The organism is Streptomyces sp. NPDC005775 (assembly GCF_042871565.1).
Lineage (GTDB): Bacteria > Actinomycetota > Actinomycetes > Streptomycetales > Streptomycetaceae > Streptomyces.
Genome location: NZ_JBIAIU010000010.1, coordinates 73,705 through 100,021, shown reverse-complemented (window position 1 = coordinate 100,021; position 26,317 = coordinate 73,705). Strand labels below are relative to the sequence as shown.

Genomic DNA, 26,317 nt, shown 5'->3' with positions numbered 1-26,317 from the left:
GTACCTCAATCGCCGCGGGGGCTGGAACTGCTCAGCCCCCGCAGCGTCAGCGTCAGCAGCCGCCCCGCCAGTTCCGGATCGTCCGGTGACTGCTCGGCGGCCAGCGCGATCGCGTTCGTCAGCTGCATCAGGTCGTCGATGGACACCTCGGCCCGTACGGCCCCGCTCGTCTGGGCCCGGGCCAGCAGCACCGCACCCGCCTCGCGCAACGGCACGTTGCACGGCGACAGGGCCGAGGTCTCGTCCCGGCACGTCGACATGAGCGCCTGGGCCAGCCCGCGGTACTCACCCGCATGAGTGATGAGCGCACCCAGCCACTCCACCAGGCCGGCGCACGGCTGCTCCGCCCCGGCCAGTTCGCGGGAGCGGGCGATCAGGGAGGTCACCGCCTCCTGGAAGACCGCGCTCATCAGTGCGTGCCGGGTCGGGAAGTGCCGGTAGAGGGTGCCGATGCCCACGCCCGCCCGTCGCGCGACGTCCTCCAGGGAGGCGGCGGTGCCGTGCTCGGCGAAGGATTCGCGGGCCTCGGTCAGCAGCCGGTCGTAGTTGCGGCGCGCGTCGGCGCGCATGGGCCGGTCCGGCGTGTGGACCGGTGTCCGTACCGTGCTCATCGCCATCGCGCAGTCCTCCCTTTATCGCTCCGGGGTCCAGGATGCCATCGTGCAACCGGAGGTGCCCTCCGTAATGTCGGGCGGCGGACCGCTCCCGGAATGACCGGCGCCCCGGTCACGTCGTACGACATGAGCGGGGCGCCGGTGGAACAGGTGGGGAGCAGATGCCCTGCGGATCAGTCCTTGATCTCGCAGATGACCGCACCGGAGGAGACCGAGCTGCCGACCTCGGCGGCCAGGCCCTTGATCGTGCCGGCACGGTGGGCGTTGAGCGGCTGCTCCATCTTCATGGCCTCCAGGACGACGATCAGATCGCCCTCCTTGACCTCCTGGCCCTCCTCCACCGCGATCTTCACGATCGTGCCCTGCATCGGGGAGGCGAGGGTGTCACCGGATACCGCCGAGCCGGACTTCTTCGCCGCACGGCGCTTCGGCCTGGCGCCCGCCGCGAGTCCCGTACGGGCCAGGCTCATGCCCAGCGACGAGGGCAGCGAGACCTCCAGGCGCTTGCCGCCGACCTCGACGACGACCGTCTCGCGGCCGGACTCCTCGTCCGCCTCCGCGTCGGCCGGGACGGTGAACGGCTTGATCTCGTTGACGAACTCCGTCTCGATCCAGCGGGTGTGGATGCGGAACGGGTCGGAGGTGAACGCCGGGTCCGCGACGACCGCGCGGTGGAAGGGGATGGCGGTGGCCATGCCCTCGACGTTGAACTCGGCCAGCGCGCGGGCCGCGCGCTGGAGCGCCTGTGCGCGTGACGCACCGGTCACGATCAGCTTGGCGAGCAGGGAGTCCCACGCCGGGCCGATGACCGAGCCCGACTCCACGCCCGCGTCGAGGCGGACACCGGGACCGCTCGGCGGCGCGAAGACGGTGACGGTGCCCGGGGCGGGCAGGAAGCCGCGGCCCGGGTCCTCGCCGTTGATGCGGAACTCGAACGAGTGGCCGCGCATCTCCGGGTCCCCGTAGCCGAGCTCCTCGCCGTCGGCGATGCGGAACATCTCGCGTACGAGGTCGATTCCGGTGACCTCCTCGGTGACCGGGTGCTCCACCTGGAGGCGGGTGTTGACCTCGAGGAAGGAGATCGTGCCGTCCGTACCGACCAGGAACTCGACCGTGCCGGCGCCGACGTAGCCGGCCTCCTTCAGGATCGCCTTGGACGCCGCGTACAGCTCCGCGTTCTGCGCCTCGGACAGGAAGGGGGCCGGGGCCTCCTCGACCAGCTTCTGGTGGCGGCGCTGGAGCGAGCAGTCACGGGTGGAGACGACGACCACGTTGCCGTGGGTGTCGGCCAGGCACTGGGTCTCCACGTGCCGCGGCTTGTCGAGGTAGCGCTCCACGAAGCACTCCCCGCGCCCGAACGCGGCGACGGCCTCACGGACCGCGGAGTCGTACAGCTCCGGGATCTCCTCCAGCGTGCGCGCGACCTTCAGCCCGCGCCCGCCACCGCCGAAGGCCGCCTTGATGGCGATCGGCAGCCCGTGCTCCTCGGCGAAGGCGACGACCTCGGCGGAACCCCCGACCGGGTCCGGGGTGCCCGCGACGAGCGGGGCGCCGGCGCGCTGGGCGATGTGACGGGCCGCGACCTTGTCGCCGAGGTCCCGGATCGCCTGCGGCGGCGGGCCGATCCACGTGAGACCGGCGTCGAGTACGGCCTGGGCGAACTCGGCGTTCTCCGAAAGGAAGCCGTAACCCGGGTGGATCGCGTCCGCCCCGGAGTCCTTGGCCGCCTGGAGCACCTTGGCCATGTCCAGATAGCTGGCGGCCGGGGTGTCACCGCCCAGCGCGAATGCCTCGTCGGCCGCACGCACATGCAGAGCGTCGCGGTCCGGGTCTGCGTAGACGGCCACGCTCCCGATTCCCGCATCCCGGCAAGCTCGGGCAACACGGACAGCAATTTCGCCACGGTTGGCGATGAGCACCTTGCGCACGATGGCTCCCTCCTTGAAACAAGCTGAGTTTAGGGACAACCGACACGGTCCTACGACCCGTCCCCAATGGTGAGCTTGCCCACACGGAGTGTGATTCGAGGCTTGCTCGAGTCGCGTAATCCCTTGTGGCACCACGGTACGCCGGAGACCATGACGGCACAGTAGCCACGAGGTGTGGCCCAGGTCTCTGTCGGCACGGGCAGCGACTCCCCGTGTTTCTTTGTGGAGTTCCTACTAAGCGGTGCGTAATTCTTTGCCCGACGCACCCGGGCCCGCACAAGTGGGGTCCGAGCAGGGGTGTGAAGGGGTTGGCCCCACCCCTTGTCCGCGGGATTACCGGTTAGTAGGGTCCGCGCTATCGCACGTACTGCAGGTAACAGGGGGTGAGCGCCGTGGTGCGCAGGCCGGTGGCTGTCATAGCCGCGCTGGTGCTGTTCGCGGAAGCCGTGGGCATCGTGATCATCAACGTGGTCCTGGGAACGGTCGTGAAGAACCAGGACATGTCCCTGGCCGGCACCGATCCCGCCGTCATGTCCAAGGGGACGTGGGTGCTGGGCGGTGTCTCGGGACTGTTCCTGGTGCTGTGCGGCGTACTGCTCCTGCTGGCGGGCATCCGCGACCGGGCCCCGGGCCGCGTCGCCCGGATCGTGCTCATCGGCTGCGCGGTCATCCACGGCGTGCTGGGCGCGCTGACGGTCGGCCTGGTGGGCTGGTCGGCGTTCGCCCTGATGATGGTGGTGCTCGGCCTGATCGTGCTGACCCTGGTGGCGTACGGCCCCGCCGCCGACGAGGAGCCGGCCCCCGGCGCCGAGCCCGGGCAGCCGGCGGCTCCCGCCCCCGTCTGATCCGGGCGCGTCAGACCCAGAGGTCGGTGACCTGGATCCCGAGCTCTCCCAGCAGCCGTCGCAGCAACGGCAGCGAGAGCCCGATGACATTGCCCGGGTCGCCGTCGATGGAGTCCACGAAGGGCGCCGAGCGCCCGTCGAGGGTGAAGGCGCCCGCGACGTGGAGCGGCTCGCCGGAGGCCACGTACGCGGCGACCTCGGCGTCGGACGGCTCCCCGAAGCGGACCGTCGTGGACGCGGTGGCGGCGGCGGTGCGCCCGCTCGCGGTGTCCGTCAGGCAGTGACCCGTCCGCAGGACCCCGGAGCGCCCCCGCATGGACTTCCAGCGGGCCGTGGCCTCCTCGGCGTCGGCCGGTTTGCCGAGGGCCTCACCGTCGAGTTCGAGCACCGAGTCGCAGCCGATGACCAGCGCGCCCGCGGCCTCCGGCAGGCCGGCCACGACGGCGGCCTTGGCCCGGGCCAGGACGAGCGCGAGCTCGGCCGGTGTCGGGGCGCTCAGCGCGTCCTCGTCGACCCCGCTGACGATCACCTCGGGCGCGAATCCGGCCTGCCGCAGCAGTCCCAGACGGGCGGGTGATTGCGAGGCGAGCACGAGGCGGCGGGGTGCGGGAACAGTCATGGGCGCCATCGTACGAGGGCGGGCGCGGGCCCCCTCACCGCGTCCCGAGCACGATCATCGCGACGACCATGGCGAGCGCGAGCACCAGCCCCGCGCGCCGCATCATGTCCTGGGCGTCGCGCAGTTCCTTCGGCGGCTTGTTCTCGGGGTCGGACCACAACATGATCCGATCCTGCGGTGGGCCCGGCCGTCGCGCCTGAGTATCCGTACTCAACCGCACGTGTGAGAACGGACCAGGTCCTTCCGGTGCGTGCCGGAGGCCCGGACCCCCCGCGGGGAATCCGGGCCTCCGGTGACGTCCACGACCAGGGGCTTTCGTCTGGATCGAGCCCAGCCTGCTCCGAAGGAGAGGCCTTAGCCGGGCCAGTACGTACGCGCCCAGGCGCGCGGTCCCGGCACGTGGCGGCCGCGACGGGCCAGCCCGGCCGGGTCGGACCACTGAGCGGGCAGCTCCGGCGCGCCGGAGGACACGGCGGACGCCGCCGCGGCGCGCGCACGGACCACCGCGAGGGCGGCGGCCAGCTCCTCCGGGGTCGGGTTGCCCCGTACGACCTTGATCATGGCCAGGACCCTTTCTAGAGGGGGATGTTGCCGTGCTTCTTCGGGGGCAGCGACTCCCGCTTGGTCCGCAGCTGCCGCAACCCCTTCACCACCTGTGCCCGGGTCTCGTGCGGCATGATCACCGCGTCGACGTAGCCGCGCTCGGCCGCCACGTACGGGTTGAGGAGCGCGTCCTCGTAGTCCGCCATCAGCTCGGCGCGGGTCGCCTCCCTCTCGTCGGCGTCCGTGACGGCGGCGATCGTGCGGCGGTGCAGGATGTTGACCGCGCCCTGCGCGCCCATGACGGCGATCTGCGCGGTCGGCCAGGCGACGTTGATGTCGGCGCCCAGGTGCTTGGAGCCCATGACGTCGTAGGCGCCGCCGAACGCCTTGCGGGTGATCACCGTGATCAGCGGGACGGTCGCCTCCGCGTACGCGTAGATCAGCTTGGCGCCGCGGCGGATGATGCCGCCGTACTCCTGGTCGACACCCGGCAGGAAGCCCGGGACGTCGACGAAGGTCAGCACCGGCACGTTGAAGGCGTCACACGTGCGGACGAACCGTGCGGCCTTCTCGCTCGCGTTGATGTCGAGGCAACCGGCGAACTGCATGGGCTGGTTGGCGACGATGCCGACCGGATAACCCTCCACCCGGCCGAAGCCGGTGAGGATGTTCGGCGCGAACAGGGCCTGCGTCTCCAGGAATTCGCCGTCGTCCAGCACGTGCTCGATCGCGGTGTGCATGTCGTACGGCTGGTTCGCCGAGTCCGGGATGAGCGTGTCCAGCTCACGGTCCTCGGCGGAGGTCTCCAGGTCCGCCTCCTCCGGGAAGGCCGGGGCCTCGGAGAGGTTGTTCGACGGCAGGTACGACAGCAGCGACTTGACGTACTCGATGGCGTCCTTCTCGTCACCCGCCATGTGGTGCGCCACGCCCGAGGTGGTGTTGTGCGTACGGGCGCCGCCGAGCTCCTCGAAGCCCACGTCCTCGCCGGTGACCGTCTTGATGACGTCGGGTCCGGTGATGAACATGTGCGAGGTCTGGTCGACCATGACCGTGAAGTCGGTGATCGCGGGGGAATAGACCGCGCCGCCGGCGCACGGGCCGACGATCAGGGAGATCTGCGGGACGACACCCGAGGCGTGCACGTTGCGGCGGAAGATCTCCGCGAAGAGGCCCAGCGCCGCGACACCCTCCTGGATGCGCGCGCCACCGCCGTCGTTGATGCCGATGACCGGACAGCCGGTCTTCAGCGCGAAGTCCATCACCTTGACGATCTTCTCACCGTAGACCTCGCCGAGCGAGCCGCCGAAGATGGTGAAGTCCTGCGAGTACACGCAGACGGGGCGGCCGTCGACCGTGCCGTACCCGGTGACGACACCGTCCCCGTACGGCCGGTTCTTCTCGATGCCGAAGTTCGTCGAGCGGTGCCGGGCGAATTCGTCCAGCTCCACGAACGAACCCTCGTCGAGCAGGAGATCGACGCGCTCGCGCGCGGTCAACTTGCCCTTCGCGTGCTGCTTTTCCACCGCGCGCGCGGAACCCGCGTGGGTCGCCTCGTCGATACGGCGCTGCAGGTCCGCGAGCTTGCCCGCGGTGGTGTGGATGTCGATCTCTTCCGGCTCGGACATCGGGTGGCGGCTCCCTGCCTGGTCACGGGGACGACTGTGCTGCTGATCAGCGGGTGTACGGCTGACGGGCCGCACGCTGACGGCTACTGATCCGTAGCGTATCGGCGCGGATACGGTTCGGCAGTGCGTCGTTTGACACACCTAGGGTGGCTTGCATGACACCCTCGGATGCGCCACAGAGCCGTTGGTCGGACCTGGACCGGCCGCCCCTGAACGTTCCCGCGCTGCGCCGCGGACTGCTGCTCCCCGGCGGGCTGTGGACCGCCCTCGACGTCGTCGACAGCACCGGTTCCACCAACTCCGACCTCGCCGCACGCGCGGCCTCCCTCGCCGAGGGCGCCGTCCTGGTCGCCGAGGAGCAGACCGCCGGCCGCGGCCGCCTGGACCGCACCTGGACCGCTCCGGCCCGCTCCGGCCTGTTCTTCTCCGTCTACCTGACGCCGGGTGCCGTCCCGGTGCGGCGGTGGGGCTGGCTGCCGCTCCTGGCGGGCGTCGCGGCGGCGACCGGCCTGGCGCGGGCGGCGGGCGTCGACACGGCACTGAAGTGGCCCAACGACCTCCTGGTCACGGTCGACGGCCAGGAGCGCAAGACGGGCGGCATCCTCGCCGAGCGGGCCGGCGACGGCGTCGTCATCGGCATCGGACTCAACGTCTCCCTGCGGGCCGACGAGCTGCCCGCCCCCACCGCCGCCTCGCTCGCCCTCGCCGGCGCGGTCTCCACCGACCGCGAGACGCTGCTGCGGGGCGTCCTGCGCTCCCTGGAGCAGTGGTACGGGCAGTGGAGGGCGGCGGACGGCGACGCCATGGCCAGCGGGCTCCAGGAGGCGTACGCGGCGGGCTGCGCGACCCTCGGGCGGACCGTACGGGCGCAGCTGCCGGGCGACCGCACCCTCGTCGGCGAGGCGGTGGCGATCGACGGGGACGGCCGGCTGGTCCTGTCCTCGGGCGACGGCCTGAGGGAGCCGGTCTCGGCGGGCGACATCGTGCACCTGCGCGGCGCGGAGGGTGGACTGACCTGAGAAGGACTTCCGAGCGGTACCGCACGCCCCGACCCGTCGGGTAACGCCTCGACGACGTGAGGTAGGGCACACCTGCCGTATCGTTGAGGCGATCCACCGACAGATCGGCAGGGCAGTGCGCAGGGAACGGGCAGGAGGCGGCTGGTGACCGTCGACGACACGAACTCCGACGCGGGCGCGGAGCCCCCGCCGGACTCCTCGGTCCACGCGACACCGCATCACGAAGTCGACCACACGGCCGAACCGACCGACGATCCCCTGGCGATCCGGCTGGAACAGCTGATCCTGGGCGCCGACCGCCGCTACACCCCGTTCCAGGCCGCCCGGACCGCGGGCGTCTCCATGGACCTGGCTTCCCGGTTCTGGCGGGCCATGGGCTTCGCCGACATCGGCCAGGCCAAGGCGCTCACCGAGGCGGACGTGCTGGCGCTGCGGCGGCTCTCGGGTCTGGTCGAGGCCGGGCTGCTCAGCGAGCCGATGGCGATCCAGGTGGCCCGGTCGACCGGGCAGACCACCGCCCGGCTGGCCGAATGGCAGATCGATTCCTTCCTGGAGGGCCTCACCGAGCCGCCCGAGCCGGGCATGACCCGCACCGAGGTCACGTATCCCCTGATCGAGCTGCTCCTGCCCGAACTGGAGGAGTTCCTGGTCTACGTGTGGCGGCGCCAGCTCGCCGCCGCCACCGGCCGGGTCGTGCAGGCCGCGGACGACGACGAGATGGTCGACCGGCGCCTGGCCGTCGGCTTCGCCGACCTCGTCGGTTTCACCCGGCTGACCCGCCGGCTGGAGGAGGAGGAGCTCGGGGAACTCGTCGAGTCCTTCGAGACCACCTGCGCCGACCTCGTCGCCGCGCACGGCGGCCGGCTCATCAAGACCCTCGGTGACGAGGTCCTCTTCGCCGCCGACGACGCGGGCACCGCGTCCGAGATCGCGCTGCGCCTCATCGAGGCGATGACCCTGGACGAGACGATGCCGGCGCTGCGCGTCGGCATCGCGTTCGGCACCGTCACCACCCGGATGGGCGATGTCTTCGGCACCACGGTGAACCTGGCCAGCCGGCTGACGTCGATAGCGCCGAAGGACGCCGTCCTGGTGGACGGGGCGTTCGCCAAGGAGCTGACCCGTACCGGCGACGCCCCCGTCTCCGAGGCCCAGGCCGCGGAGGAGGCGGCGGCCGCCGCGAAGGAGGCCGCGGACGGCGTGGAGCCCGCTCACGTACCCAAGTACCGCTACGGGCTGCAGCCGATGTGGCAGCGCCCGGTGCGTGGGCTCGGCATCGTCGAGCCGTGGCTGCTGGCCCGCCGCGGCACGTCCTGACCGCCCCCTGATCTCCCTGGGTCCTGTCCGGAGTTCCGGTCAGGACCGGGCGGGAGAGCTCTGGGGTGTGTTTCGAAAGTCCCGCCTGCCCCGCGACGCCTGGCACGCACGCTCGCCGCGTTGTGGAAATGCCCTAGTAGCTCCGCTACGAGACCAATTCCACGCCTTGCGATCGCACGCACCAGACGCCGCGGGGCCCGCCCTCCGGGCGGACGGCGCTACTTTCGAAACACGCCCTAGGATCCCTCCGGTAACGCTCGTTAACCGACAGGGGTGCAGTCATGACCGTCACGTCCGAGCAGCGGTTCGGGGAGTTCGTCGTCGTACGGGGTCACGAGGGCCTGGAGCACGTGGCCGAGCTGGTCCTCGACCGGACCGGGGCCATGAACGCGGTGTCCACCGACATGGCCCGCTCGATCGCCGCCGCCTGTGCCTCGCTCGCCGCCGACCCGGACGTCCGGGTCACGGTGCTCACCTCCAGCCACGAGCGGGCCTTCTGCGTCGGCGCGGACCTCAAGGAGCGCAACTCCTTCACCGACGCCGACCTGGTGCGCCAGCGGCCCACCGCGCGCGCCGCCTACACCGGAGTCCTCGAACTGCCGATGCCGACGATCGCCGCCGTGCACGGCTTCGCGCTCGGGGGCGGGTTCGAGCTCGCCCTGTCCTGCGATCTCATCGTCGCCGACCGGACCGCCCTGGTGGGCCTGCCCGAGGTGTCGGTCGGGGTCATCCCGGGCGGTGGCGGCACCCAGCTGCTGCCGCGTCGGATCGGGGCGGCGCGGGCCGCCGAGCTGATCTTCACCGCCCGCCGCGTGGAGGCGGCCGAGGCGCGCGAGCTGGGCCTGGTCGACGAGCTGGTCGCGGCCGGTGAGGACCGGGGCGAGGCGCTCGCGCTGGCCGGCCGGATCGCGGGGAACTCCCCGGTGGGCCTGCGGGCGGCCAAGCGGGCGCTGCGGCTCGGCCACGGGCTCGATCTGCGGGCAGGTCTGGAGGTCGAGGACTCCGCGTGGCGTTCGGTGGCCTTCTCCGGCGACCGGGCGGAGGGGGTGGCCGCGTTCAACGAGAAGCGGAAGCCGAACTGGCCGGGGGAGTGACCGGATATTGACTCGCTGTGACGGTTTCGCGACGCACCGTGCATGAATAGGGCTTCGCGCTGATCAAATCATCGCAAAACTACATAAGCTGGGGCGATGGGTGGTGACGATGCGCGGCTGCGGGCCGTGGTTTCGCTTGCGCAGGCGATGGCGGCGGCGCACACCCCGCGGGGGTGCTGGCGGGCGGCCGCGCTGGGTGCGTGCGAGGCGCTGGGCGGCAGCTTCGCCGCGCTGTCGGTCTGGGAGCGCGACCGCGGGCGGCTGCGGGTGCTGGTCAACGCGGGCGAGCGGGCCGAGGGGGAGGAGGAGTTCCCCGACGAGGAGACGTACCCGGTGCACCAGTTCCCGGAGATCACCGAGTTCCTGCACGAGCGGTGGGCCGGGGGCGGTGAGCCGGACGCCTGGGTGGAGACCGCCGACGGTCCGGTGGAGCGGGAGCCCGGGGGTGTGGACACGGGGGGCGCGGAGGTGGCGGGCGCGCATGGTTACGGGCGGGGCTACTGCCACCAGCGGGTGGCCGCGCTGCGCCGGCGCGGGCGTGGCTGCTGCGTGGTCGCGCCGATCGTGCTGCACGGGCGGGCCTGGGGCGAGCTCTATGTGGCGCGGCCGGTGGGGGAGCCGGTGTTCGACCGCCGGGACGCGGACTTCGCCACCGTGCTGGCCGCCGTGGTGGCCGCCGGGATCTCGCAGACGGAGCGCCTGGAGGAGGTGCGCAAGCTCGCCTTCACCGACCCGCTGACCGGCCTCGCCAACCGTCGGGCCGTCGACATGCGCCTCGACGAGGCGGTGGAGCGGCACCGGGAGGACGGTTCGGTGGTGAGCCTGGCCGTCTGCGACCTCAACGGGCTCAAGCGGGTCAACGACACGCACGGGCATGCCGTCGGCGACCGTCTGCTGGAACGTTTCGGCTCCGTGCTCTCCCGGTGCGGCGCCATGCTGCCCGGCGCGCTGGCGGCCCGGCTCGGCGGGGACGAGTTCTGTCTGCTGGCCCTGGGGCCCGGGGCGGACGAGGTGATCGCGGTGGCCACGGAGCTCTGCGACCGGGCCGCCGAGCTGGAGTTCGGCAACGGGGTCGCCTGCGGGATCGCGTCCACGGGGGACCCGATCGGTCCCGTGGTCTCCGCGCGGCGGCTCTTCCGGCTCGCGGACGCGGCCCAGTACCGGGCGAAGGCGGCCCGCTCCAGCAGGCCCGTGGTGGCCGGGCGGGACGGCGAGGTCATCCGGCTGGCGGACTCCCCGCCCAAATCCGCCCACGACCGTCGCCGGCTGCGCGGAGCCGTCCCCGAGGCGATGGATCCGGTAAGGGGTCAACCCGACGACCACTAGTGACATGAAGGCTTTCAATCCGTACGCTTCTGAATATGGATATGCATACAGTCGTGGTGGGGACGTCCGGTACCACTGCTCAGGACGTCATCGCCGTGGCCCGCGGCAACGCCCGTGTCGAGCTCTCCGCCACCGCGGTGAGCGCCCTGGCCGCCGCGCGCGAGATCGTGGAAGCGCTCGCCGCCAAGCCGGAGCCGGTCTACGGCGTCTCCACCGGATTCGGTGCCCTGGCCAGCCGCCACATCAGCCCGGAGCTCCGCGCTCAGCTCCAGCGCAACATCGTCCGCTCGCACGCCGCCGGCATGGGCCCGCGCGTCGAGCGCGAGGTCGTCAGGGCGCTGATGTTCCTGCGGCTGAAGACCGTCGCCTCCGGTCACACGGGCGTGCGGCCCGAGGTCGCGCAGACGATGGCGGACGTACTCAACGCCGGAATCACACCCGTCGTGCACGAGTACGGTTCCCTGGGCTGCTCCGGCGACCTGGCACCGCTCTCGCACTGCGCCCTGACCCTGATGGGCGAGGGCGACGCGGAGGGCCCCGACGGCACCGTGCGCCCCGCCGGTGAGCTCCTCGCCGCCCACGGCATCACCCCGGTCGAGCTGCGCGAGAAGGAGGGCCTCGCCCTCCTCAACGGCACCGACGGCATGCTCGGCATGCTCGTGATGGCCCTCGCCGACCTGCGCAGCCTCTACACCTCGGCCGACATCACGGCGGCCCTCTCGCTGGAGGCCCTGCTCGGCACGGACCGGGTCCTCGCCCCCGAGCTGCACGCCATCCGCCCGCACCCCGGCCAGGGCGCCAGCGCCGACAACATGCTGCGGGTGCTGGCAGGCTCCGGCCTCACCGGTCACCACCAGGACGACGCGCCGCGCGTCCAGGACGCCTACTCGGTGCGCTGTGCGCCCCAGGTCAACGGCGCGGGCCGCGACACCCTCGCGTACGCCGCGACCGTCGCCGACCGCGAACTGGCCTCGTCCGTCGACAACCCGGTGGTGCTGCCCGATGGAAGGGTCGAGTCCAACGGCAACTTCCACGGGGCGCCGGTCGCGTACGTCCTCGACTTCCTGGCGATCGTCGCGGCGGACCTCGGCTCGATCACCGAGCGGCGCACCGACCGGCTGCTGGACAAGAACCGTTCGCACGGGCTGCCGCCGTTCCTCGCCGACGACGCCGGAGTCGACTCGGGCCTGATGATCGCCCAGTACACCCAGGCCGCCCTGGTCAGCGAGATGAAGCGGCTCGCCGTCCCCGCCTCCGCCGACTCGATCCCGTCCTCCGCGATGCAGGAGGACCACGTCTCGATGGGCTGGTCGGCCGCGCGCAAGCTCCGTACCGCCGTCGACAACCTCGCCCGGATCGTCGCCGTCGAGCTGTACGCGGCGACCCGCGCCGTCGAACTGCGCGCCGCGCAGGGCCTGACCCCGGCCCCCGCCTCGCTCGCCGCCATCGAGGCGCTGCGGGCGGCGGGCGTCGAGGGCCCCGGCCCGGACCGCTTCCTGTCGCCGGACCTGGCGGCGGCTGACGCCTTCGTCCGGGCCGGCAAGCTCGTCGCGGCGGTCGAGCCCGTCACCGGCCCGCTGGCCTGACCGCGGCCGTACACGGGGAAGCGGCCACCGGGCGAACCTGGTGGCCGCTCTCGCGTACGCGGCTCACACCGCGGGCTGCGGACCCCCGGGGCGGCCCGAGTGGGCGACGAAACCGGCACCCGCGCCCAGGAGCGCCATGCCGCCGAGGACGTACGGCGTCGTGTCGGTGCCGGTCCCGGTGTCGGAGAGCGCTGCCGACTCCGTACCCGAATCATCGGCGGTGGCGCTGTGGCCTGCCGTGCCCGGCGCGGTGCCCGCGTCGCCCGCGTTGGCGGACGGGACGAACCACAAGGCGCACAGGAGTGTCGCCGCGGCGGTGGCGGTCAGGAACGGGCGGCGGGCAATGACCACGGGATCGATCCCCCTCGGGGCAGCCGTACGGGAGAGGGCTCCCCGAATGCCGGGTGCCCTCAGGCCTGTTGCGCCGATGCTAATGAACGCAGCGGGTCGCGGGAAAGTCATGACGGCCGGTCCCTTTACGCTCCACCTCATGAGTACTTCTGAGTCATCACGATTCGTTCGCCTTCGTGTCGAAATGGTGTTGGAGATCACGGACGCCGACGCCCTGAGCGGGACCGCGCTGGAAAGCCTCGCGGCGGAGTACGGGGAGCCGGGCGGCGAGTCCGCCGAGGAACGCACGCGTGCCGAGACCGCGGTACGGGAAGACGGTGCGGAGGCGCTCGCCTCCCTGATCGACCCGTTCGACCTGGTCAGCGAGGTGCCGGGGGTCGAGCTGACCCAGGCCTCCTGGAGCAGCGAGACCATCGACTACGACCCCGAGGATCCGGACGGATGGAACCTCGACGACGACCAGGACGAGGACGGTGAGGAGGGCGACGACGAGGACGACGAAGAGGCCGAAGGCGACGAGCGCACTTTTGGCGTCCCGCACAATGGGGAGAAGGACGACAGGAACGGCAGCACGGAGCGGCGGGCCTAGCCAGTGGGAACACCGGCCCCGGCCCGCACCCGGCGGACCGGGGCCGGTGCGCGTGAGCGGCCGGTACATCCGGGTCGCGGACGTGCTGGACGACCGGGCGTCGAGCGCCGGCGGACACATAGGTGAGGACCAGCGGGAACCACGGCTGTCACCACCGCGTCGATGAGTGGTGTTCCCCACATCTGAGGCAGATGTGGAACGGGTCACCCATTCAGGGTGTTCTTGGAACATTGACGGGTATCGCCGGTCGACGGCCTGGCTCGGGGTTTTTGGGGATTTCGGCAACGATGGAGAAGCGTGTGATGACGGACAGCAAACGGCGCAAGGGCCTCATGGCCGCGTCCGCACTGCTCGGCGGCGTGCTGGTGCTCACGGCCTGCAGCGACGACGGGGACAAGAGCGGCGCAAGCCCGGACAGCTCGAAGAAGTCACAGGCGGCCGAGGTCGACAAGGCGGCGGCCGAGGAGGCCTCCGAGGCGCAGATAGCGATCTCGCCGAAGAACGGCTCGACCAACGCGAGCATCAACAACGCCGCCAAGGTCGCCGTCACCAAGGGCAAGCTGACCGTCGTCACGATGACCACGGCGGCCGGCGAGAGCGTCAAGGGCACCCTGTCGGCCGACGGCACCAGCTGGAAGCCGGACGCGCAGCTGGAGCGTTCGACCACGTACAAGATCAACGCGACCGCGCAGGACTCGAAGGGCCGCGAGGCCCACGAGAACTCCTCCTTCACCACCGTCTCGCCCGCCAACAGCTTCATCGGGAACTTCACCCCCGAGGACGGTTCCACCGTCGGCGTCGGCATGCCGGTCTCGATCAACTTCAACAAGCCGATCACGGACCAGAAGGCCGTCCAGGCCGGCATCACCGTGACGTCCAGCAGCGGCCAGCAGGTCGCCGGCCACTGGTTCAACTCCCAGCGCCTGGACCTGCGCCCCGAGGACTACTGGACGGGCGGCTCCACCGTCACGCTGAAGCTCGCGCTCGACGGTGTCGAAGGTGCGGACGGCGTGTACGGCGTGCAGCAGAAGACGGTCACCTTCAAGGTCGGCCGCAACCAGGTGTCGACCGTGGACGCCAAGACGCACACGATGACCGTCACCCAGAACGGCAAGACGATCAAGACCATCCCGATCTCGGCCGGTTCGACGGACAACCCGACGTACAACGGCCAGATGGTGATCTCCGAGAAGTTCAAGGAGACCCGGATGGACGGCTCGACGGTCGGCTTCACCGACGACGACGGAAAGGGTGAGTACGACATCAAGGACGTGCCGCACGCCATGCGGCTCTCCACGTCGGGCACCTTCATCCACGGCAACTACTGGGGCGCCAAGTCCATCTTCGGCAGCGCCAACACCAGCCACGGCTGCGTGGGCCTCGCCGACGCCAAGGGAGCCGGTGACCCCGGCCAGCCCGCCGCCTGGTTCTACAACAACTCCATGATCGGCGACGTGGTCATCGTCAAGAACTCCCCGGACGCGACCATCAAGCCCGACAACGGCCTCAACGGCTGGAACATGAGCTGGTCCCAGTGGACGGCGGGCTCCAACGCCTGAGCCGGCCGCACCCCAGCCCGTACGCCGAAGGCGGCGGCACCCGGTCCCCATGGACGCGGTGCCGCCGCCTTCGGCGTACCGGGGTGTTCTCATCCCGCTCTCATCGTGGCCTTAACCCACCATCACAAGAGGTTCCTAACCTCACGCCATGTTCTTCACCTACCTCCGGCGCGAGCTGCGCCGCCGCAGAAAGGCGGCGCTCGTCGTCGCCTCGGGGCTCGCCCTCGGCATTGCGCTGGTCATCATCGTCAGCTCGGTCTCCTCGGGCATGAGCAAGGCCCAGGACAAGGTCCTCCAATCGCTGTACGGCCTCGGCACGGACATGACCGTCACCAAGGCCGCCGCGGCGCCGGGCTCCACCACGGAGCGCCCCAGGTTCGAGTTCGACGCCAAGGACAGCGACGACGAGGCGACGCAGAGCACGGACCGCGTCATGGTCCAGGGCTTCCAGACGCTCGCCTCCAGCACGGTCACCGAGGTGAACGGGCAGAGCGGCGTCGCCGACGCCGTCGGCGGGCTCAGCATGACCGTCATGAAGGTGGACGGCCAGTTCAAGCGCGGCGAGTTCAAGCAGGAGGAAGGCACCACCCAGGGCGGCGGCCGGGGCGGCCCCGGCGGCGGCACCAGCCAGCCGCAGGGCGAGGTCCGGGGCGGCGGCGCCTCCTTCGACGTCAACTCCTACACCGTGTACGGAACCGACGTCGCCAAGCAGGATCTCGGCCCGCTCACCTCGTCGAAGATCACCACCGGACGTACGTTCAAGACGACCGAGACCAACGCGAAGGTGGCCGTCGTCGACGCCGCGTACGCGAAGGAGAAGGAACTCTCGACCGGCAAGACGGTGACGATCCACGGGACGAAGTTCTCGATCATCGGCGTCTCGACGGCCGAGAGCGGCGAAGCGGCCGCCAACCTGTACATCCCGCTCCAGCAGGCCCAGACCCTCGCCGACGCGAAGGACAAGGTCACCACGGTCTACGTGAAGGCTGCTGACTCCCAGCAGATCGACAGCGTCAAGGCCGCGATCCAGAAGAACATCACGGGCACCACGGTCACCACCTCCGCCGACCTCGCGGACACCGTGTCCGGCTCCCTGTCCACCGCGTCCGACCTGGCCTCCAGCGTCGGCAAGTGGCTCTCCATCGCCGTGCTCATCGCCGCCTTCCTGGTGGCGGGGCTGCTGACCTCCTCGGCGGTCAGCCGCCGCGTACGGGAGTTCGGCACGCTCAAGGCGCTCGGCTGGAAGAGCGGCCGCGTCACCCGGCAGGTCATCGGCGAAGCCCTCGTCAACGGCCTGATGGGCGGCGTCCTCGGCATCGCGATCGGCCTCGCCGGGGCGTACGCCGTCACCGCCATCAGCCCCACCCTCACCGCACAGCTCGGCTCCACGGGCGGCGGCGCGGGGCGCGGCGGCGGCATGGGCGGCCCCGGCCGTCAGACCGCGTCCAAGGCGCTCGACATCGCGCTGACCGCACCCGTCTCCCTCTCGGTCATCCTGATCGCCGTCGGCCTGGCCGTCGCGGGCGGGCTGATCGCGGGCGCCTTCGGCGGCTGGCGCGCCTCCCGGCTGCGCCCCGCGGACGCGCTGCGCCGCGTCGAGTAGCCCGTACGGGATGACCGGCACCCGGGCATCCCGTACCCCGTTCCCCAGCGATCCGCGATCCCCGAGGCGGTCGCCCGGGATCCGCGATCACCGTCCAGCAGGAGTTGGCCCATGTACACGCTTCAAGGCGTCACCAAGCGCTACACGCGCGGCAAGTCCACCGTCCACGCGCTCGCGGGCGTCGACCTGACCATCGAGGACGGCGGCCGCCTCGTCATCCAGGGCCCCACCGGCGGCGGCAAGTCCACGCTGCTGCAGATGCTCGGCGGCCTGGACCGTCCCACGGACGGCAGCGTCGAACTCGACGGGGTGGACCTCGCCCGGCTCAGCGAGGCCAAGCTCACCAAGGTCCGCGCCGAGAACATCGGCTTCGTCTTCCAGAGCTTCAACCTCATCCCGACGCTCACCGCCCAGGAGAACGTCGAGACCGCCCTCGTCCCGCTCGGCGTCAAGGCGCCGGAGCGGCGCAGACGGGCCGCCGAGGCGCTCGACTCGGTCGGGCTCGGCGAACGGCTCGGCCACCTTCCCGGTGAGATGTCCGGCGGCCAGCAGCAGCGCGTCGCGATAGCCAGGGCCCTGGTCAAGCAGCCCAAGGTGCTGCTCGCCGACGAGCCCACCGGCAACCTCGACGAGTCGATGCGCGACGAGATCATGGAGGTGCTGGAGACCATGTGGAAGGAGCACGGGCTCACCTTCATCATGGTCACCCATGACAGCGCGATCGCCCGCAGGGCCCCGCGCCTGGCGACCATCCGCAAGGGCAAGGTCACCATCACGGAGAACGCCGCGGCCTGACCGGGCCGCTTACCTCCCGTCCGGCCGGTGGCAACGGGTCCGCCGGCCGGACGTCCCTCCGGCTCTCCCGTCACTCCCGGCCGGCGGGCCCGGGCCACGGTCCGCCGGCTCAGCCCGCCCGTCCGGCCACGGCCCGGCGGTGCGCCGCCAAGTCGGTGCGCAGGACCTGGCGCAGTCCGTACGGGTCGCCGTACGCGCCGCTCTCCTCGCAGCCCGTGCGCGGACCGGGGCCACCGGCGCCACCGGACCCGGCCGACCGGGTGCGCAGCCCGTACCAGGGCCGCAGCGGCAGCCAGCACAGCCCGTACAGCCAGCGCCGCACGAGCTGCCCGGGGCCGGGACGCCCCACGTCCGGCAGGCTCACCACCCGTATCCCCATGATCAGCTTCCCCACGCCCGCGCCGACGACCGAGGTGAGCACCACCTGGTTGAGGAACGAGAGGACGAGCACCGGCACGATCAGCAGTCCGACGGCCCGGGGAAGGGTCGCCGAGTCTGCGTACGGCCGGACCAGTAAGCCGCCGGCGACCATGCAGAGGTAGCAGTCGAGTCCCACCGCGAGGTAGCGCCGCATGTCGCCGGCCCGGGGCGGTGTGCCGGGTGTGTGCCGCTCCGGGCGGCCGGGCGCGTACGAGGGGTTCGGCTGCCCGTATCCGAACAGCGGTCCGGTGGCCAACGGCGTTGGTCTGTAAGGGGGATGAGGGGTGCGGTCGCTGCGGTTCCCCCGTGATGTCGTCATGACGGAATCATGTCTGATAGTCCGTCATCGCGGGCCCGGACGGCGCACTCCGCAGGCCGGGTCCGCACCCCTGCGCGGACGGGGGCGGGGCGCCGCGAGGTGTAGACCGCTACACCATGGGTCCGGGAGGCCGCTCCCTCGTGCCGGAGTCCGCGCGCTGGAAGCATGAGGACACCGCCGCCGGAGAAGGCCCGGCACCCCGCCCCCTGGAGGAACCCCGTGAAACCGCTGCTCCGGACCGTCGTCCTCGTCGCTCTCGTCGCGAACCTCTCGCTCAACTTCCTGGTGGGCCAGGAAGGGCTGCACATCGCCCTGAGCGTGGTGTCGGGCGTGGTGCTGCTCGCGGCGGCGGCCGGTCTGTGGATGCTGCGCAGCCCGCGCGAGGACTGACGGAACCTCACAGTCGCCCCTTCGCCGCTGTGAGGTTCACCACTTCGGATGATGTGCGACCCCGCCGCAACCCGGCCAATTCTGCCCGGAACCGGCCTCCCGCCGGACGGTCGCGGCCTTCCCGCGGACGGCATGAAGGGATCACCATGTGGATGCCCGTGGAGCATTCCGTCGTCCCGCTGGGACACTCGGTACGCCACAACGGTCCTGTACGTCGCTTTCGTGAGCACGGTCTGCGTGAAGTCGGGCGACGCCCTCAACGGCGAGGGGGACCTGGTGCGCCCCTCGGGACGGGGGTGCCTTCGCGCATGAGCCGAACCATGGAAGGTCTTGATCAGATGCCGGCCACCCCTGACTCCGCAACGCCGCACGCCGCCGACCGCGTCATCGAGCCGCTGTACGCGGAGATCCTCCGCCGCAACCAGGGCGAGAAGGAGTTCCACCAGGCCGTCCGGGAAGTCCTGGAGACGCTCGGACCGGTGCTGGCCCAGCGGCCGGAGTTCGTGGACGCCCGGATCATCGAGCGCATATGCGAGCCGGAGCGCCAGCTCATCTTCCGCGTGCCGTGGTCGGACGACTCCGGCGACATCCACGTGAACCGCGGCTTCCGGGTCGAGTTCTCCAGTTCGCTGGGCCCGTACAAGGGCGGACTGCGCTTCCATCCGTCGGTCAACCTCGGCATCGTGAAGTTCCTCGGCTTCGAGCAGATCTTCAAGAACGCCCTCACCGGCATGCCCATCGGCGGCGGCAAGGGCGGCTCCGACTTCGACCCGAAGGGCCGCTCGGACGCCGAGATCATGCGGTTCTGCCAGTCGTTCATGACCGAGCTCCACCGCCACCTCGGCGAGTACACCGACGTCCCCGCCGGCGACATCGGCGTGGGTGGCCGCGAGATCGGCTACCTCTTCGGCCAGTACAAGCGCATCACCAACCGCTACGAGTCCGGAGTCCTCACCGGTAAGGGCCTCGGCTGGGGCGGCGCCCTGGTCCGTACGGAGGCGACCGGTTACGGCTGCGTCCTGTTCACCGCCGAAATGCTCCGCAGCCAGGGCGACAGCCTCGACGGCCGGCGCATCGTCGTCTCCGGCTCGGGCAACGTCGCGATCTACGCGATCGAGAAGGCCCAGCAGCTCGGCGCCACGGTGGTGACCTGCTCCGACTCCAACGGCTACGTCGTGGACGAGAAGGGCATCGACCTCGCCCTGCTCAAGGAGATCAAGGAGGCCGGCCGCGGCCGCGTCTCCGAGTACGCGGAACGCCGGCCCGAGGCCGTCTTCGTGCCCGGCACCGGCGTCTGGAGCGTGCCCTGCGATGTGGCGCTGCCCTGCGCCACGCAGAACGAACTCCACGAGGCGGACGCGCTGACCCTCGTACGCAACGGCGTGAAGGCGGTCGCCGAGGGCGCCAACATGCCCACCACCCCCGAGGCCGTCCGCGTCTTCCAGCAGGCCGGCGTGGCCTTCGCCCCCGGCAAGGCGGCCAACGCGGGCGGTGTGGCCACCAGCGCCCTGGAGATGCAGCAGAACGCCTCGCGCGACTCCTGGACGTTCGCCCACACCGAGGAGCGGCTCGCGGAGATCATGCGCCACATCCACGACTCCTGCTTCACCACGGCGGAGCGCTACGGCAGCCCCGGCAACTACGTGGTCGGCGCGAACATCGCCGGCTTCGAGCTGGTCGCGGACGCGATGCTGGCACAGGGACTGATCTGACCGGTCTTCCGACGGACCGACACGGGCGGACCGACACGGGCCCGGGACGCGGACGCGTCCCGGGCCCGTGGCCGTGCGGGCACGTCGGAGCGCGTGTCATCGGCTACATCCGCCGGGCCGGCAGAAGCAGGCCGGCCGGCGTCTGAGACGTCCGGTGGACGTCGCCCGGATGGCAAAGGCGCGGTCCCGCGCTATGCCGTAGCAGCCGGCCGGCGCCGGAACGTCTCCGCCAGGCCCGTGTTCACCACCACGACGACGGCCATGATCGTGGCCGCCACCGGATGACCCACCGCGTACAGGGCGAGAGCGCCGCCGCCGAGCACCACGGCCTTGACCACGAGTACGCCGGCCAGCGGCAGCGGGAAGCGGGCGCGGGGCGCGGCGAACAGCGCCCACAGAGCGATGGCGACCGCCAGCACACCGGCCCCCAGCAGCAGTTGGAGGGCCAGGCCGTCGCCGAGGGTGAAGCCCCACCCGAACAGGCAGGCCAGCGCCACCAGTTCCACGAGGAAGGCCAGAACTTCGTTGGCGGCCCACCAGGGCCGGCCGCTCAGCGAAGGGATCGCCGGTCTGTCCGTACGGTCGTCGTGCATGGTGCCCCCACCCTTGCCGAACCCTCGCCGTGCATGTCGCAGCGAGGGTAACCGGCCCGGCCCGCGGGGTGCCGATTCCGCCGCCCGCGGTCAGTGGCGGGGCGTGCCGGTGTCGGACTCGGCGTCCTCGACGTAGGCGGCGGCCCGCTTGCGGGCCTTGAACCAGAAGTAGAGGCCGATGCCGATCAGGATCAGGGGTATCAGTCGGGCCACGGGAACACCGGTCCTTGTCGTGGGTGCGTCGGTACGGGGGTACGGGGATGCGGGGTGCGGGGATTCGGGGTGCGTCACCACGGTCGCACACCGCGGGGCTGCGGAGCTTCCCGGCTAACGGGGCAGCGTCGCCGGGTTGCCGCCGTTCGCCTCGTAGCCGGCCACCGCCAGGGCCCGGTACACGGTGTACTCCGCGGCCGGGTCGGAGTTCTCCGTCCACGGCAGCGCGCCCACGTAGCCGTCGATGTGGACCAGCTGGTTCATCGCCTCGGACCAGCGTTCCATCCGGACCAGGAACAGCACCAGGAGATGGCGGACGTGCGCGAGCATCGGGTCGTCGGCGCGCGCCGCGTGGACCGCGAACATCGCGCCCTCCACCGCCTTCGTCACCACCAGGCTCCGGTAGAAGCCCTGCACCAGATTGACCTCGGGCAGGTGCTCGTACACCGCGAACAGCGGCAGCGCGGCCAGCAGTGAGCCCTGCGGGGCGCGGGCGGCAGCCGCCGTCGCGAAGCGGTCGGCCTCCTCGCGCGATCCGTGCCACTTCTCGCACCAGAAGTGCAGCGCCGCGATGTGCGCGCCCATGTGGGCCGGAGCCCGGTCGATGATCTTGGCCCAGAGCTGGTCGAACTCCTCGTGGGAGTAACCCAGTCCGCGGGCGACGGCCAGCTCCGTCAGATACGGGACGGGGTCGCCCGGCGCCAGCAGGGCCGCCTCGCCGACCACGGTACGGGCCTCCTCCAGGATGATCCGGAAGTCGTCCGTACCGGCCGTGGAGGAACGCCAGGCCTGCTGGACCAGGAATTCCGCGTGCACGGCCGCGCCGCCCGCGTCCTTCGGTGCCTCGGCCCGCCACTTGCGCAGCCACGCCCCGCCCACGCCCGGCCGCCGCATCAGCTCCAGCGACGCGGCCCCGGCGAACGCCTGCACCCGCTGCCACCGCACCTCGCCGTCCTTCGGTGTCCCGGACAGCAGCTGGGAGGCGGCCCGCCACTCCTGGGTGTGCTGGACGACCTCCAGGACGTCGAGGAGATCCTGGTCGGGGCCCGGCGTCCGGATGTCGAGCTCCTCCTGACGCACGAAGCCGTAGGTGTCCGGATCGGCCGCGTCGGGGGAGCCGGGCGCCACCTGACGGATACCACCGCGCCGCCGCAGCACGAAGGGGCCGACGACCGCGGCGAGCATGCACAGCGCGAGCAGGAACCACAGAATCTCCATGCCCCCATTGTCACCGGACGGCACGGTGCCCGGTCGAGCGCCCTCGGAACGAACTACGCTCGGGGCCCATGAGCGACCAGCACAGCTTCGAGACTCTCGCGATCCATGCGGGAAACACCGCCGACCCCCTCACCGGCGCCGTTGTCCCGCCCATTTACCAGGTGTCCACGTACAAGCAGGACGGCGTGGGCGGCCTGCGCGGCGGCTACGAGTACAGCCGCAGCGCCAACCCCACGCGCACCGCGCTGGAGGAGAACCTCGCGGCCCTGGAGGGCGGCCGCCGCGGACTGGCCTTCGCGTCCGGCCTCGCCGCCGAGGACTGCCTGCTCCGTACGCTGCTGACGCCCGGCGACCACGTGGTCATCCCGAACGACGCCTACGGCGGCACGTTCCGGCTGTTCGCGAAGGTCGCCTCGCGCTGGGGTGTGGAATTCTCGGTCGCCGACACCTCGGACGTGGCGGCGGTCCGGGCGGCGATCACCCCGCGCACCAAGGCGATCTGGGTGGAGACCCCCTCCAACCCGCTGCTCGGCATCACCGACATCGCGGCCGTCGCCGACGTGGCCCGCACGGCCGGTGCGCGGCTGGTCGTCGACAACACCTTCGCCAGCCCCTACCTCCAGCAGCCCCTCGCTCTGGGCGCCGACGTCGTGGTGCACTCCACCACCAAGTACATGGGCGGCCACTCGGACGTCGTCGGCGGCGCGCTGATCGTCAACGACCCGGACCTGTCCGAGGAGTTGGCGTACCACCAGAACGCCATGGGCGCCGTCGCCGGGCCGTTCGACGCCTGGCTGGTGCTGCGCGGCATCAAGACCCTCGCCGTCCGGATGGACCGGCACAGCGAGAACGCCACCAAGGTCGCCGACCTGCTGACCCGCCACCCCAAGGTCACCCAGGTCCTCTACCCCGGGCTGCCCGAGCACCAGGGACATGAGATCGCCGCCAAGCAGATGAAGGCGTTCGGCGGAATGGTGTCCTTCCGCGTCCAGGGCGGCGAGGAGGCGGCCGTCGAGGTCTGCAACCGCGCGAAGCTCTTCACGCTCGGTGAATCGCTCGGCGGCGTCGAGTCGCTGCTGGAGCACCCGGGCCGGATGACGCACGCCTCCGCCGCCGGGTCCCCGCTGGAGGTCCCGGCCGACCTGGTCCGGCTCTCCGTCGGCATCGAGAACGGCGACGACCTGCTGGCCGACCTGACGCAGGCGCTCGGCTAGGGTCTTTCGTCCGGAGACCCCAGGCCATGCACTCCCGGGCGGGGCCGATAGCGCCGGCCCCGCCTGGCGGTGTGCCTGGGGTGGTCACCTCAGACGGCGGCCTTCTCGTCCTCCAGCGATTCCCTGATCTGCTTGCGCAGGTCGAGGCTGTCGGTGTGCTCATGGACGGAGACCGCGTGCTCGGTCGCGGCCCGCACGACTTCCTCCTCCTCGCCGGAGATGGTCAGCGAGCAGTTCGACACGCTCGGATACTTGCGGCAGTCGGCGATCTTCCTGGTCATCACAGCCTCCTCGGCGGATGCCTTTCCAGGATAAATCGGGCAGCCGTGCGCGCGACCCGTCAGCGACCCCTCAGTGGCCTCGGCGGGCGTTGAGCCGGGCGGCCTGGCGTGTCAGGTGATCGCGCTCGGCGAGGTTGGGCGCCCGGTGGGCCGCCTCCGCGTACAGCCGTGCCGCCGTCGCCGGGTCGCCGTCGCGCTCGTGGAAGTACGCCGCCACGGCGGTGTGGCGGGGCAGCGAGGCGTCCAGCGGCGCGAGCGCCGCGAGGCCGGCGCGCGGCCCGTCGGCCTCCCCGACGGCGACCGCGCGGTTGAGCCGGACGACCGGGCTGTCGGTCAGGCCCGCCAGCTCGTCGTACCACTCGACGATCTGGACCCAGTCGGTCTCCTCGGCGGCGGGCGCGTCGGCGTGGAGCGCCGCGATGGCGGCCTGCGCCTGGAACTCGCCCAGCCGGTCGCGGGCGAGAGCCGCCTGAAGGATTCCGACGCCCTCGGCGATCGACGCGGTGTCCCACCGGCCCCGGTCCTGCTCGGCGAGCGGCACCAGGCTGCCGTCGGACGCGGTCCGGGCGGCCCGCCGGGCGTGGTGGAGCAGCATGAGGGCGAGCAGCCCCGCCACCTCGGGGTGGTCGACGGCTGCCGCGAGCTGCCGGGTGAGCCGGATGGCCTCGGCGGCCAGGTCGACATCGCCCGAGTAGCCCTCGTTGAAGACCAGATAGAGGACCCGCAGCACGGTGGCGACATCGCCGGGCCGGTCGAACCGCACGTCGGAGACGGTGCGCTTGGCGCGGCTGATCCGCTGCGCCATGGTCGCCTCGGGCACCAGATAGGCCTGGGCGATCTGGCGCGTGGTCAGCCCGCCGACCGCGCGCAGCGTGAGCGCGACCGCCGATGCCGGGGTCAGTGACGGGTGGGCGCACAGGAAGTAGAGCTGGAGCGTGTCGTCCCCGGCGGGCGCCGGCCCGGGAACCGGCTCCTCCTCGACCCGGTCCTCGCGGCGGCGGCGCGCACGGTCGGCGCGCGTGGCGTCGAGGAACTTGCGCCAGGCCACGGTCACCAGCCAGCCCTTGGCGTCCCGGGGCGGGTCGGCCTCCCACACGCGGAGCGCCTCGACCAGGGCGTCCTGCACCGCGTCCTCGGCCGCCGCGAAGTCGGCTCCGCGGCGGACGAGGACGGTGAGCACGCCCGGCGTGAGGCTCCTGAGCAGGACCTCGTCCACCGGTGGCGTCACTCGGAGATGGTGGGCGGCTCGGTCAGGAACGGGCGCAGCTCGAGCCACTCGTGGATCGGCTCGCCACCCGCGCCGGGGGCGGCCGACAGCTCCCCGGCGAGCTCGACGGCCCGCTCGTAACTGTCGACGTCGATGATCATCCAGCCGGCGATGAGGTCCTTGGTCTCCGCGAACGGGCCGTCGGTGACCGGCGGGCGCCCCTCGCCGTCGTAGCGGACCCACGCCCCCTCGGGGGCGAGGGCCTGACCGTCGACGAACTCGCCCGACTTCTCCAGCCGGGCCGCGAAGTCGTTCATGTACCGCATGTGGGCCGAGATCTCCTCCGGCGTCCACTGGTCCATACAGACGTCGTTGACCGGGGCCGGGGCGCCGCGGTAGTGCTTCAGCATCAGGTACTTGGCCATGAGGGTTCTCCTTGGTGCTCGTGCGACCCGTCGTGGTCGCGTTCACCCCGGGGACGGAGCCGGTCACCGGTTCTCGACATCGCCGCCCGATCTGTCGTGGCGGGTTTCTGGCGCGTGCGGGGACGAGCGTAGGGGAGCACTCCCGCGAGATCCGGCTCCGCCGCCCTACCAGCCGTCCAGCGGCGGCGTCGTCTCGGCGGGCGGCACCTGCCAGGGCTGGACCGCCACCGCCCACACCGTGAACGCCACGACCACCGCGGCCGCCGTCACCAGCCACAGCCGGCGCAGCACCCGACGCCGGCGCAGCAGCCGGGCACCGCGCTCCGCCGCCCGCGCCGCCAGTCCGGCGGGCACCTGCGGACGGTGACAGGCCTCCAGCATCCGCCGGACCTCGTCCTCCTTGCGCCCGGTCCCGCTCACCGGGCGGCCCCCAGCGGCCGGGTGTGCCCCCGGCGCACCGTGGGACTCCTGGTCCCGCGCATCGTGGCCACCGAGCGGTTGCACACCGCGCGGATCCGGTCCGCCGGCACCCCGAGCAGCGCCGCCGTCCGCTCCTCGGGAACACCCTCGTACAGGCGCAGCACCAGGACGAGGCGTTCCTGCGGGGTCAGCCGGTCCAGCAGCCCGCCGCGCGGACGGTGATGACGCCACGCCTCCCGGGCGAACCGGGCGGCCAGGTCCTGCCGGGTGCGGTCGTACGGATCCTCGCCGTGCAGCCGGTCCCAGTCCGCGTACGTCCGGGCCAGCGCGGCCGTCAGCAGCCGCAGCGCACGCGCGTTGGCACCGGGCGGATCAGCCGGCTCGGCGGTGAGCAGGGTCGCGGTATGCAGCAGCCGGCCCGCCGCGCCCGCCACGAAGGCATCGAACTCCTGGGCACGGCGCCGCAGTCGGACCTCCTGGCGCTCTCGCACG

General features: G+C 71.7%; 29 protein-coding genes. 13 read left to right on the top strand and 16 right to left on the bottom strand.

Annotated elements, in window-relative coordinates; genetic code table 11:
* Positions 1 to 5: 5 nt before the first annotated feature.
* Together ACFYPA_RS23100 and ACFYPA_RS23095 are read right to left on the bottom strand one after the other, a co-directional pair.
* A complete protein-coding gene (locus ACFYPA_RS23100; protein WP_359078701.1) occupies positions 6 to 617 on the bottom strand; it encodes a helix-turn-helix domain-containing protein in 612 nt (203 codons plus the stop codon).
* A 170-nt stretch (positions 618 to 787) separates the two neighbouring features.
* Positions 788 to 2,542, bottom strand: a complete 1,755-nt coding sequence (locus tag ACFYPA_RS23095; protein WP_359078703.1) for a biotin carboxylase N-terminal domain-containing protein — start codon at positions 2,540 to 2,542, stop codon at positions 788 to 790.
* Positions 2,543 to 2,925: 383 nt separating this feature from the next.
* On the opposite strand from ACFYPA_RS23095, the gene ACFYPA_RS23090 reads away from it, so the two are divergent.
* Positions 2,926 to 3,387: a hypothetical protein gene (locus ACFYPA_RS23090; RefSeq protein ID WP_359350592.1), complete on the top strand. Its 462-nt coding sequence runs from the start codon at positions 2,926 to 2,928 to the stop codon at positions 3,385 to 3,387.
* Between the two features lie 10 nt (positions 3,388 to 3,397).
* On the opposite strand, the gene ACFYPA_RS23085 is transcribed toward ACFYPA_RS23090, so the two are convergent.
* From ACFYPA_RS23085 to ACFYPA_RS23070, 4 genes are all read right to left on the bottom strand, one after another.
* Entirely contained in the window at positions 3,398 to 4,006 is a 609-nt protein-coding gene (locus ACFYPA_RS23085) for a nucleoside triphosphate pyrophosphatase (RefSeq protein WP_359313490.1), read from the bottom strand.
* A gap of 34 nt (positions 4,007 to 4,040) precedes the next feature.
* Positions 4,041 to 4,169: a morphogenic membrane protein MmpB gene (gene mmpB / locus ACFYPA_RS23080; RefSeq protein ID WP_359078709.1), complete on the bottom strand. Its 129-nt coding sequence runs from the start codon at positions 4,167 to 4,169 to the stop codon at positions 4,041 to 4,043.
* Positions 4,170 to 4,360: 191 nt separating this feature from the next.
* A complete protein-coding gene (locus tag ACFYPA_RS23075; protein ID WP_359078711.1) occupies positions 4,361 to 4,567 on the bottom strand; it encodes an acyl-CoA carboxylase epsilon subunit in 207 nt (68 codons plus the stop codon).
* 14 nt (positions 4,568 to 4,581) lie between these two features.
* Positions 4,582 to 6,174: an acyl-CoA carboxylase subunit beta gene (locus ACFYPA_RS23070; protein WP_359078713.1), complete on the bottom strand. Its 1,593-nt coding sequence runs from the start codon at positions 6,172 to 6,174 to the stop codon at positions 4,582 to 4,584.
* A gap of 155 nt (positions 6,175 to 6,329) precedes the next feature.
* Here ACFYPA_RS23070 and ACFYPA_RS23065 point away from each other — a divergent pair, with 155 nt between their 5' ends.
* The 5 genes from ACFYPA_RS23065 (at position 6,330) to hutH (ending at position 12,516) form a co-directional block, all read left to right on the top strand.
* Positions 6,330 to 7,193 (top strand): biotin--[acetyl-CoA-carboxylase] ligase, encoded by an 864-nt coding sequence (locus ACFYPA_RS23065; protein ID WP_359078715.1) that lies wholly within the window; start codon positions 6,330 to 6,332, stop codon positions 7,191 to 7,193.
* 144 nt (positions 7,194 to 7,337) lie between these two features.
* Positions 7,338 to 8,510: an adenylate/guanylate cyclase domain-containing protein gene (locus ACFYPA_RS23060; protein WP_359078717.1), complete on the top strand. Its 1,173-nt coding sequence runs from the start codon at positions 7,338 to 7,340 to the stop codon at positions 8,508 to 8,510.
* A 281-nt stretch (positions 8,511 to 8,791) separates the two neighbouring features.
* Positions 8,792 to 9,604 carry an enoyl-CoA hydratase/isomerase family protein gene (locus ACFYPA_RS23055; RefSeq protein WP_389133928.1) on the top strand — a complete coding sequence of 271 codons (813 nt, stop codon included), beginning with the start codon at positions 8,792 to 8,794 and terminating at the stop codon, positions 9,602 to 9,604.
* Between the two features lie 96 nt (positions 9,605 to 9,700).
* Positions 9,701 to 10,930: a GGDEF domain-containing protein gene (locus ACFYPA_RS23050; protein WP_359313487.1), complete on the top strand. Its 1,230-nt coding sequence runs from the start codon at positions 9,701 to 9,703 to the stop codon at positions 10,928 to 10,930.
* A gap of 35 nt (positions 10,931 to 10,965) precedes the next feature.
* Positions 10,966 to 12,516, top strand: a complete 1,551-nt coding sequence (hutH, locus tag ACFYPA_RS23045; RefSeq protein WP_359078723.1) for a histidine ammonia-lyase — start codon at positions 10,966 to 10,968, stop codon at positions 12,514 to 12,516.
* Between the two features lie 63 nt (positions 12,517 to 12,579).
* Here hutH and ACFYPA_RS23040 read toward each other — a convergent pair whose 3' ends face one another.
* Positions 12,580 to 12,867 (bottom strand): hypothetical protein, encoded by a 288-nt coding sequence (locus ACFYPA_RS23040; RefSeq protein WP_359078725.1) that lies wholly within the window; start codon positions 12,865 to 12,867, stop codon positions 12,580 to 12,582.
* Between the two features lie 184 nt (positions 12,868 to 13,051).
* On the opposite strand from ACFYPA_RS23040, the gene ACFYPA_RS23035 reads away from it, so the two are divergent.
* From ACFYPA_RS23035 to ACFYPA_RS23020, 4 genes are all read left to right on the top strand, one after another.
* Positions 13,052 to 13,456: a hypothetical protein gene (locus ACFYPA_RS23035; RefSeq protein ID WP_359078727.1), complete on the top strand. Its 405-nt coding sequence runs from the start codon at positions 13,052 to 13,054 to the stop codon at positions 13,454 to 13,456.
* A gap of 287 nt (positions 13,457 to 13,743) precedes the next feature.
* Positions 13,744 to 15,015, top strand: a complete 1,272-nt coding sequence (locus tag ACFYPA_RS23030; protein WP_359078730.1) for an Ig-like domain-containing protein — start codon at positions 13,744 to 13,746, stop codon at positions 15,013 to 15,015.
* Between the two features lie 148 nt (positions 15,016 to 15,163).
* On the top strand, positions 15,164 to 16,618 hold the full coding sequence (locus ACFYPA_RS23025; RefSeq protein WP_389133923.1) for an ABC transporter permease: 1,455 nt from the start codon (positions 15,164 to 15,166) through the stop codon (positions 16,616 to 16,618).
* Positions 16,619 to 16,729: 111 nt separating this feature from the next.
* Entirely contained in the window at positions 16,730 to 17,413 is a 684-nt protein-coding gene (locus ACFYPA_RS23020; protein WP_389133920.1) for an ABC transporter ATP-binding protein, read from the top strand.
* 109 nt (positions 17,414 to 17,522) lie between these two features.
* Here the strand turns inward: ACFYPA_RS23020 and ACFYPA_RS23015 are convergent, their stop codons facing one another.
* Positions 17,523 to 17,987 carry an RDD family protein gene (locus ACFYPA_RS23015; RefSeq protein WP_359313981.1) on the bottom strand — a complete coding sequence of 155 codons (465 nt, stop codon included), beginning with the start codon at positions 17,985 to 17,987 and terminating at the stop codon, positions 17,523 to 17,525.
* Between the two features lie 384 nt (positions 17,988 to 18,371).
* On the opposite strand from ACFYPA_RS23015, the gene ACFYPA_RS23010 reads away from it, so the two are divergent.
* Positions 18,372 to 18,542, top strand: coding sequence for a hypothetical protein (locus ACFYPA_RS23010; protein ID WP_359078736.1), 171 nt, complete (start codon positions 18,372 to 18,374; stop codon positions 18,540 to 18,542).
* 338 nt (positions 18,543 to 18,880) lie between these two features.
* Positions 18,881 to 20,254 (top strand): NADP-specific glutamate dehydrogenase, encoded by a 1,374-nt coding sequence (gdhA, locus tag ACFYPA_RS23005; RefSeq protein WP_359078738.1) that lies wholly within the window; start codon positions 18,881 to 18,883, stop codon positions 20,252 to 20,254.
* 191 nt (positions 20,255 to 20,445) lie between these two features.
* On the opposite strand, the gene ACFYPA_RS23000 is transcribed toward gdhA, so the two are convergent.
* The 3 genes from ACFYPA_RS23000 to ACFYPA_RS22990 form a co-directional block, all read right to left on the bottom strand.
* On the bottom strand, positions 20,446 to 20,847 hold the full coding sequence (locus tag ACFYPA_RS23000) for a YrdB family protein (protein ID WP_359078740.1): 402 nt from the start codon (positions 20,845 to 20,847) through the stop codon (positions 20,446 to 20,448).
* Between the two features lie 90 nt (positions 20,848 to 20,937).
* Entirely contained in the window at positions 20,938 to 21,060 is a 123-nt protein-coding gene (locus ACFYPA_RS22995) for a hypothetical protein (protein ID WP_359078742.1), read from the bottom strand.
* Positions 21,061 to 21,174: 114 nt separating this feature from the next.
* Positions 21,175 to 22,278 carry a hypothetical protein gene (locus ACFYPA_RS22990; RefSeq protein ID WP_359078744.1) on the bottom strand — a complete coding sequence of 368 codons (1,104 nt, stop codon included), beginning with the start codon at positions 22,276 to 22,278 and terminating at the stop codon, positions 21,175 to 21,177.
* Positions 22,279 to 22,346: 68 nt separating this feature from the next.
* Between ACFYPA_RS22990 and ACFYPA_RS22985 the strand changes: the two genes are divergently transcribed.
* Positions 22,347 to 23,492, top strand: a complete 1,146-nt coding sequence (locus ACFYPA_RS22985; RefSeq protein WP_359078745.1) for a cystathionine gamma-synthase — start codon at positions 22,347 to 22,349, stop codon at positions 23,490 to 23,492.
* An 89-nt stretch (positions 23,493 to 23,581) separates the two neighbouring features.
* Here ACFYPA_RS22985 and ACFYPA_RS22980 read toward each other — a convergent pair whose 3' ends face one another.
* The 5 genes from ACFYPA_RS22980 to ACFYPA_RS22960 all read right to left on the bottom strand — a co-directional run bounded on the left by ACFYPA_RS22980 (position 23,582) and on the right by ACFYPA_RS22960 (position 26,316).
* Positions 23,582 to 23,773 carry a DUF1059 domain-containing protein gene (locus ACFYPA_RS22980; protein WP_359078747.1) on the bottom strand — a complete coding sequence of 64 codons (192 nt, stop codon included), beginning with the start codon at positions 23,771 to 23,773 and terminating at the stop codon, positions 23,582 to 23,584.
* Between the two features lie 70 nt (positions 23,774 to 23,843).
* Positions 23,844 to 24,989, bottom strand: coding sequence for an RNA polymerase sigma factor (locus ACFYPA_RS22975; RefSeq protein WP_389134151.1), 1,146 nt, complete (start codon positions 24,987 to 24,989; stop codon positions 23,844 to 23,846).
* Between the two features lie 8 nt (positions 24,990 to 24,997).
* Positions 24,998 to 25,405, bottom strand: a complete 408-nt coding sequence (locus ACFYPA_RS22970) for a YciI family protein (RefSeq protein WP_359078748.1) — start codon at positions 25,403 to 25,405, stop codon at positions 24,998 to 25,000.
* Positions 25,406 to 25,570: 165 nt separating this feature from the next.
* Positions 25,571 to 25,825 carry a hypothetical protein gene (locus ACFYPA_RS22965; protein WP_359078750.1) on the bottom strand — a complete coding sequence of 85 codons (255 nt, stop codon included), beginning with the start codon at positions 25,823 to 25,825 and terminating at the stop codon, positions 25,571 to 25,573.
* Positions 25,822 to 26,316: a sigma factor-like helix-turn-helix DNA-binding protein gene (locus ACFYPA_RS22960; protein ID WP_359078935.1), complete on the bottom strand. Its 495-nt coding sequence runs from the start codon at positions 26,314 to 26,316 to the stop codon at positions 25,822 to 25,824. The genes ACFYPA_RS22965 and ACFYPA_RS22960 overlap by 4 nt, the downstream gene beginning before the upstream one ends.
* Position 26,317 lies beyond the last annotated feature (1 nt).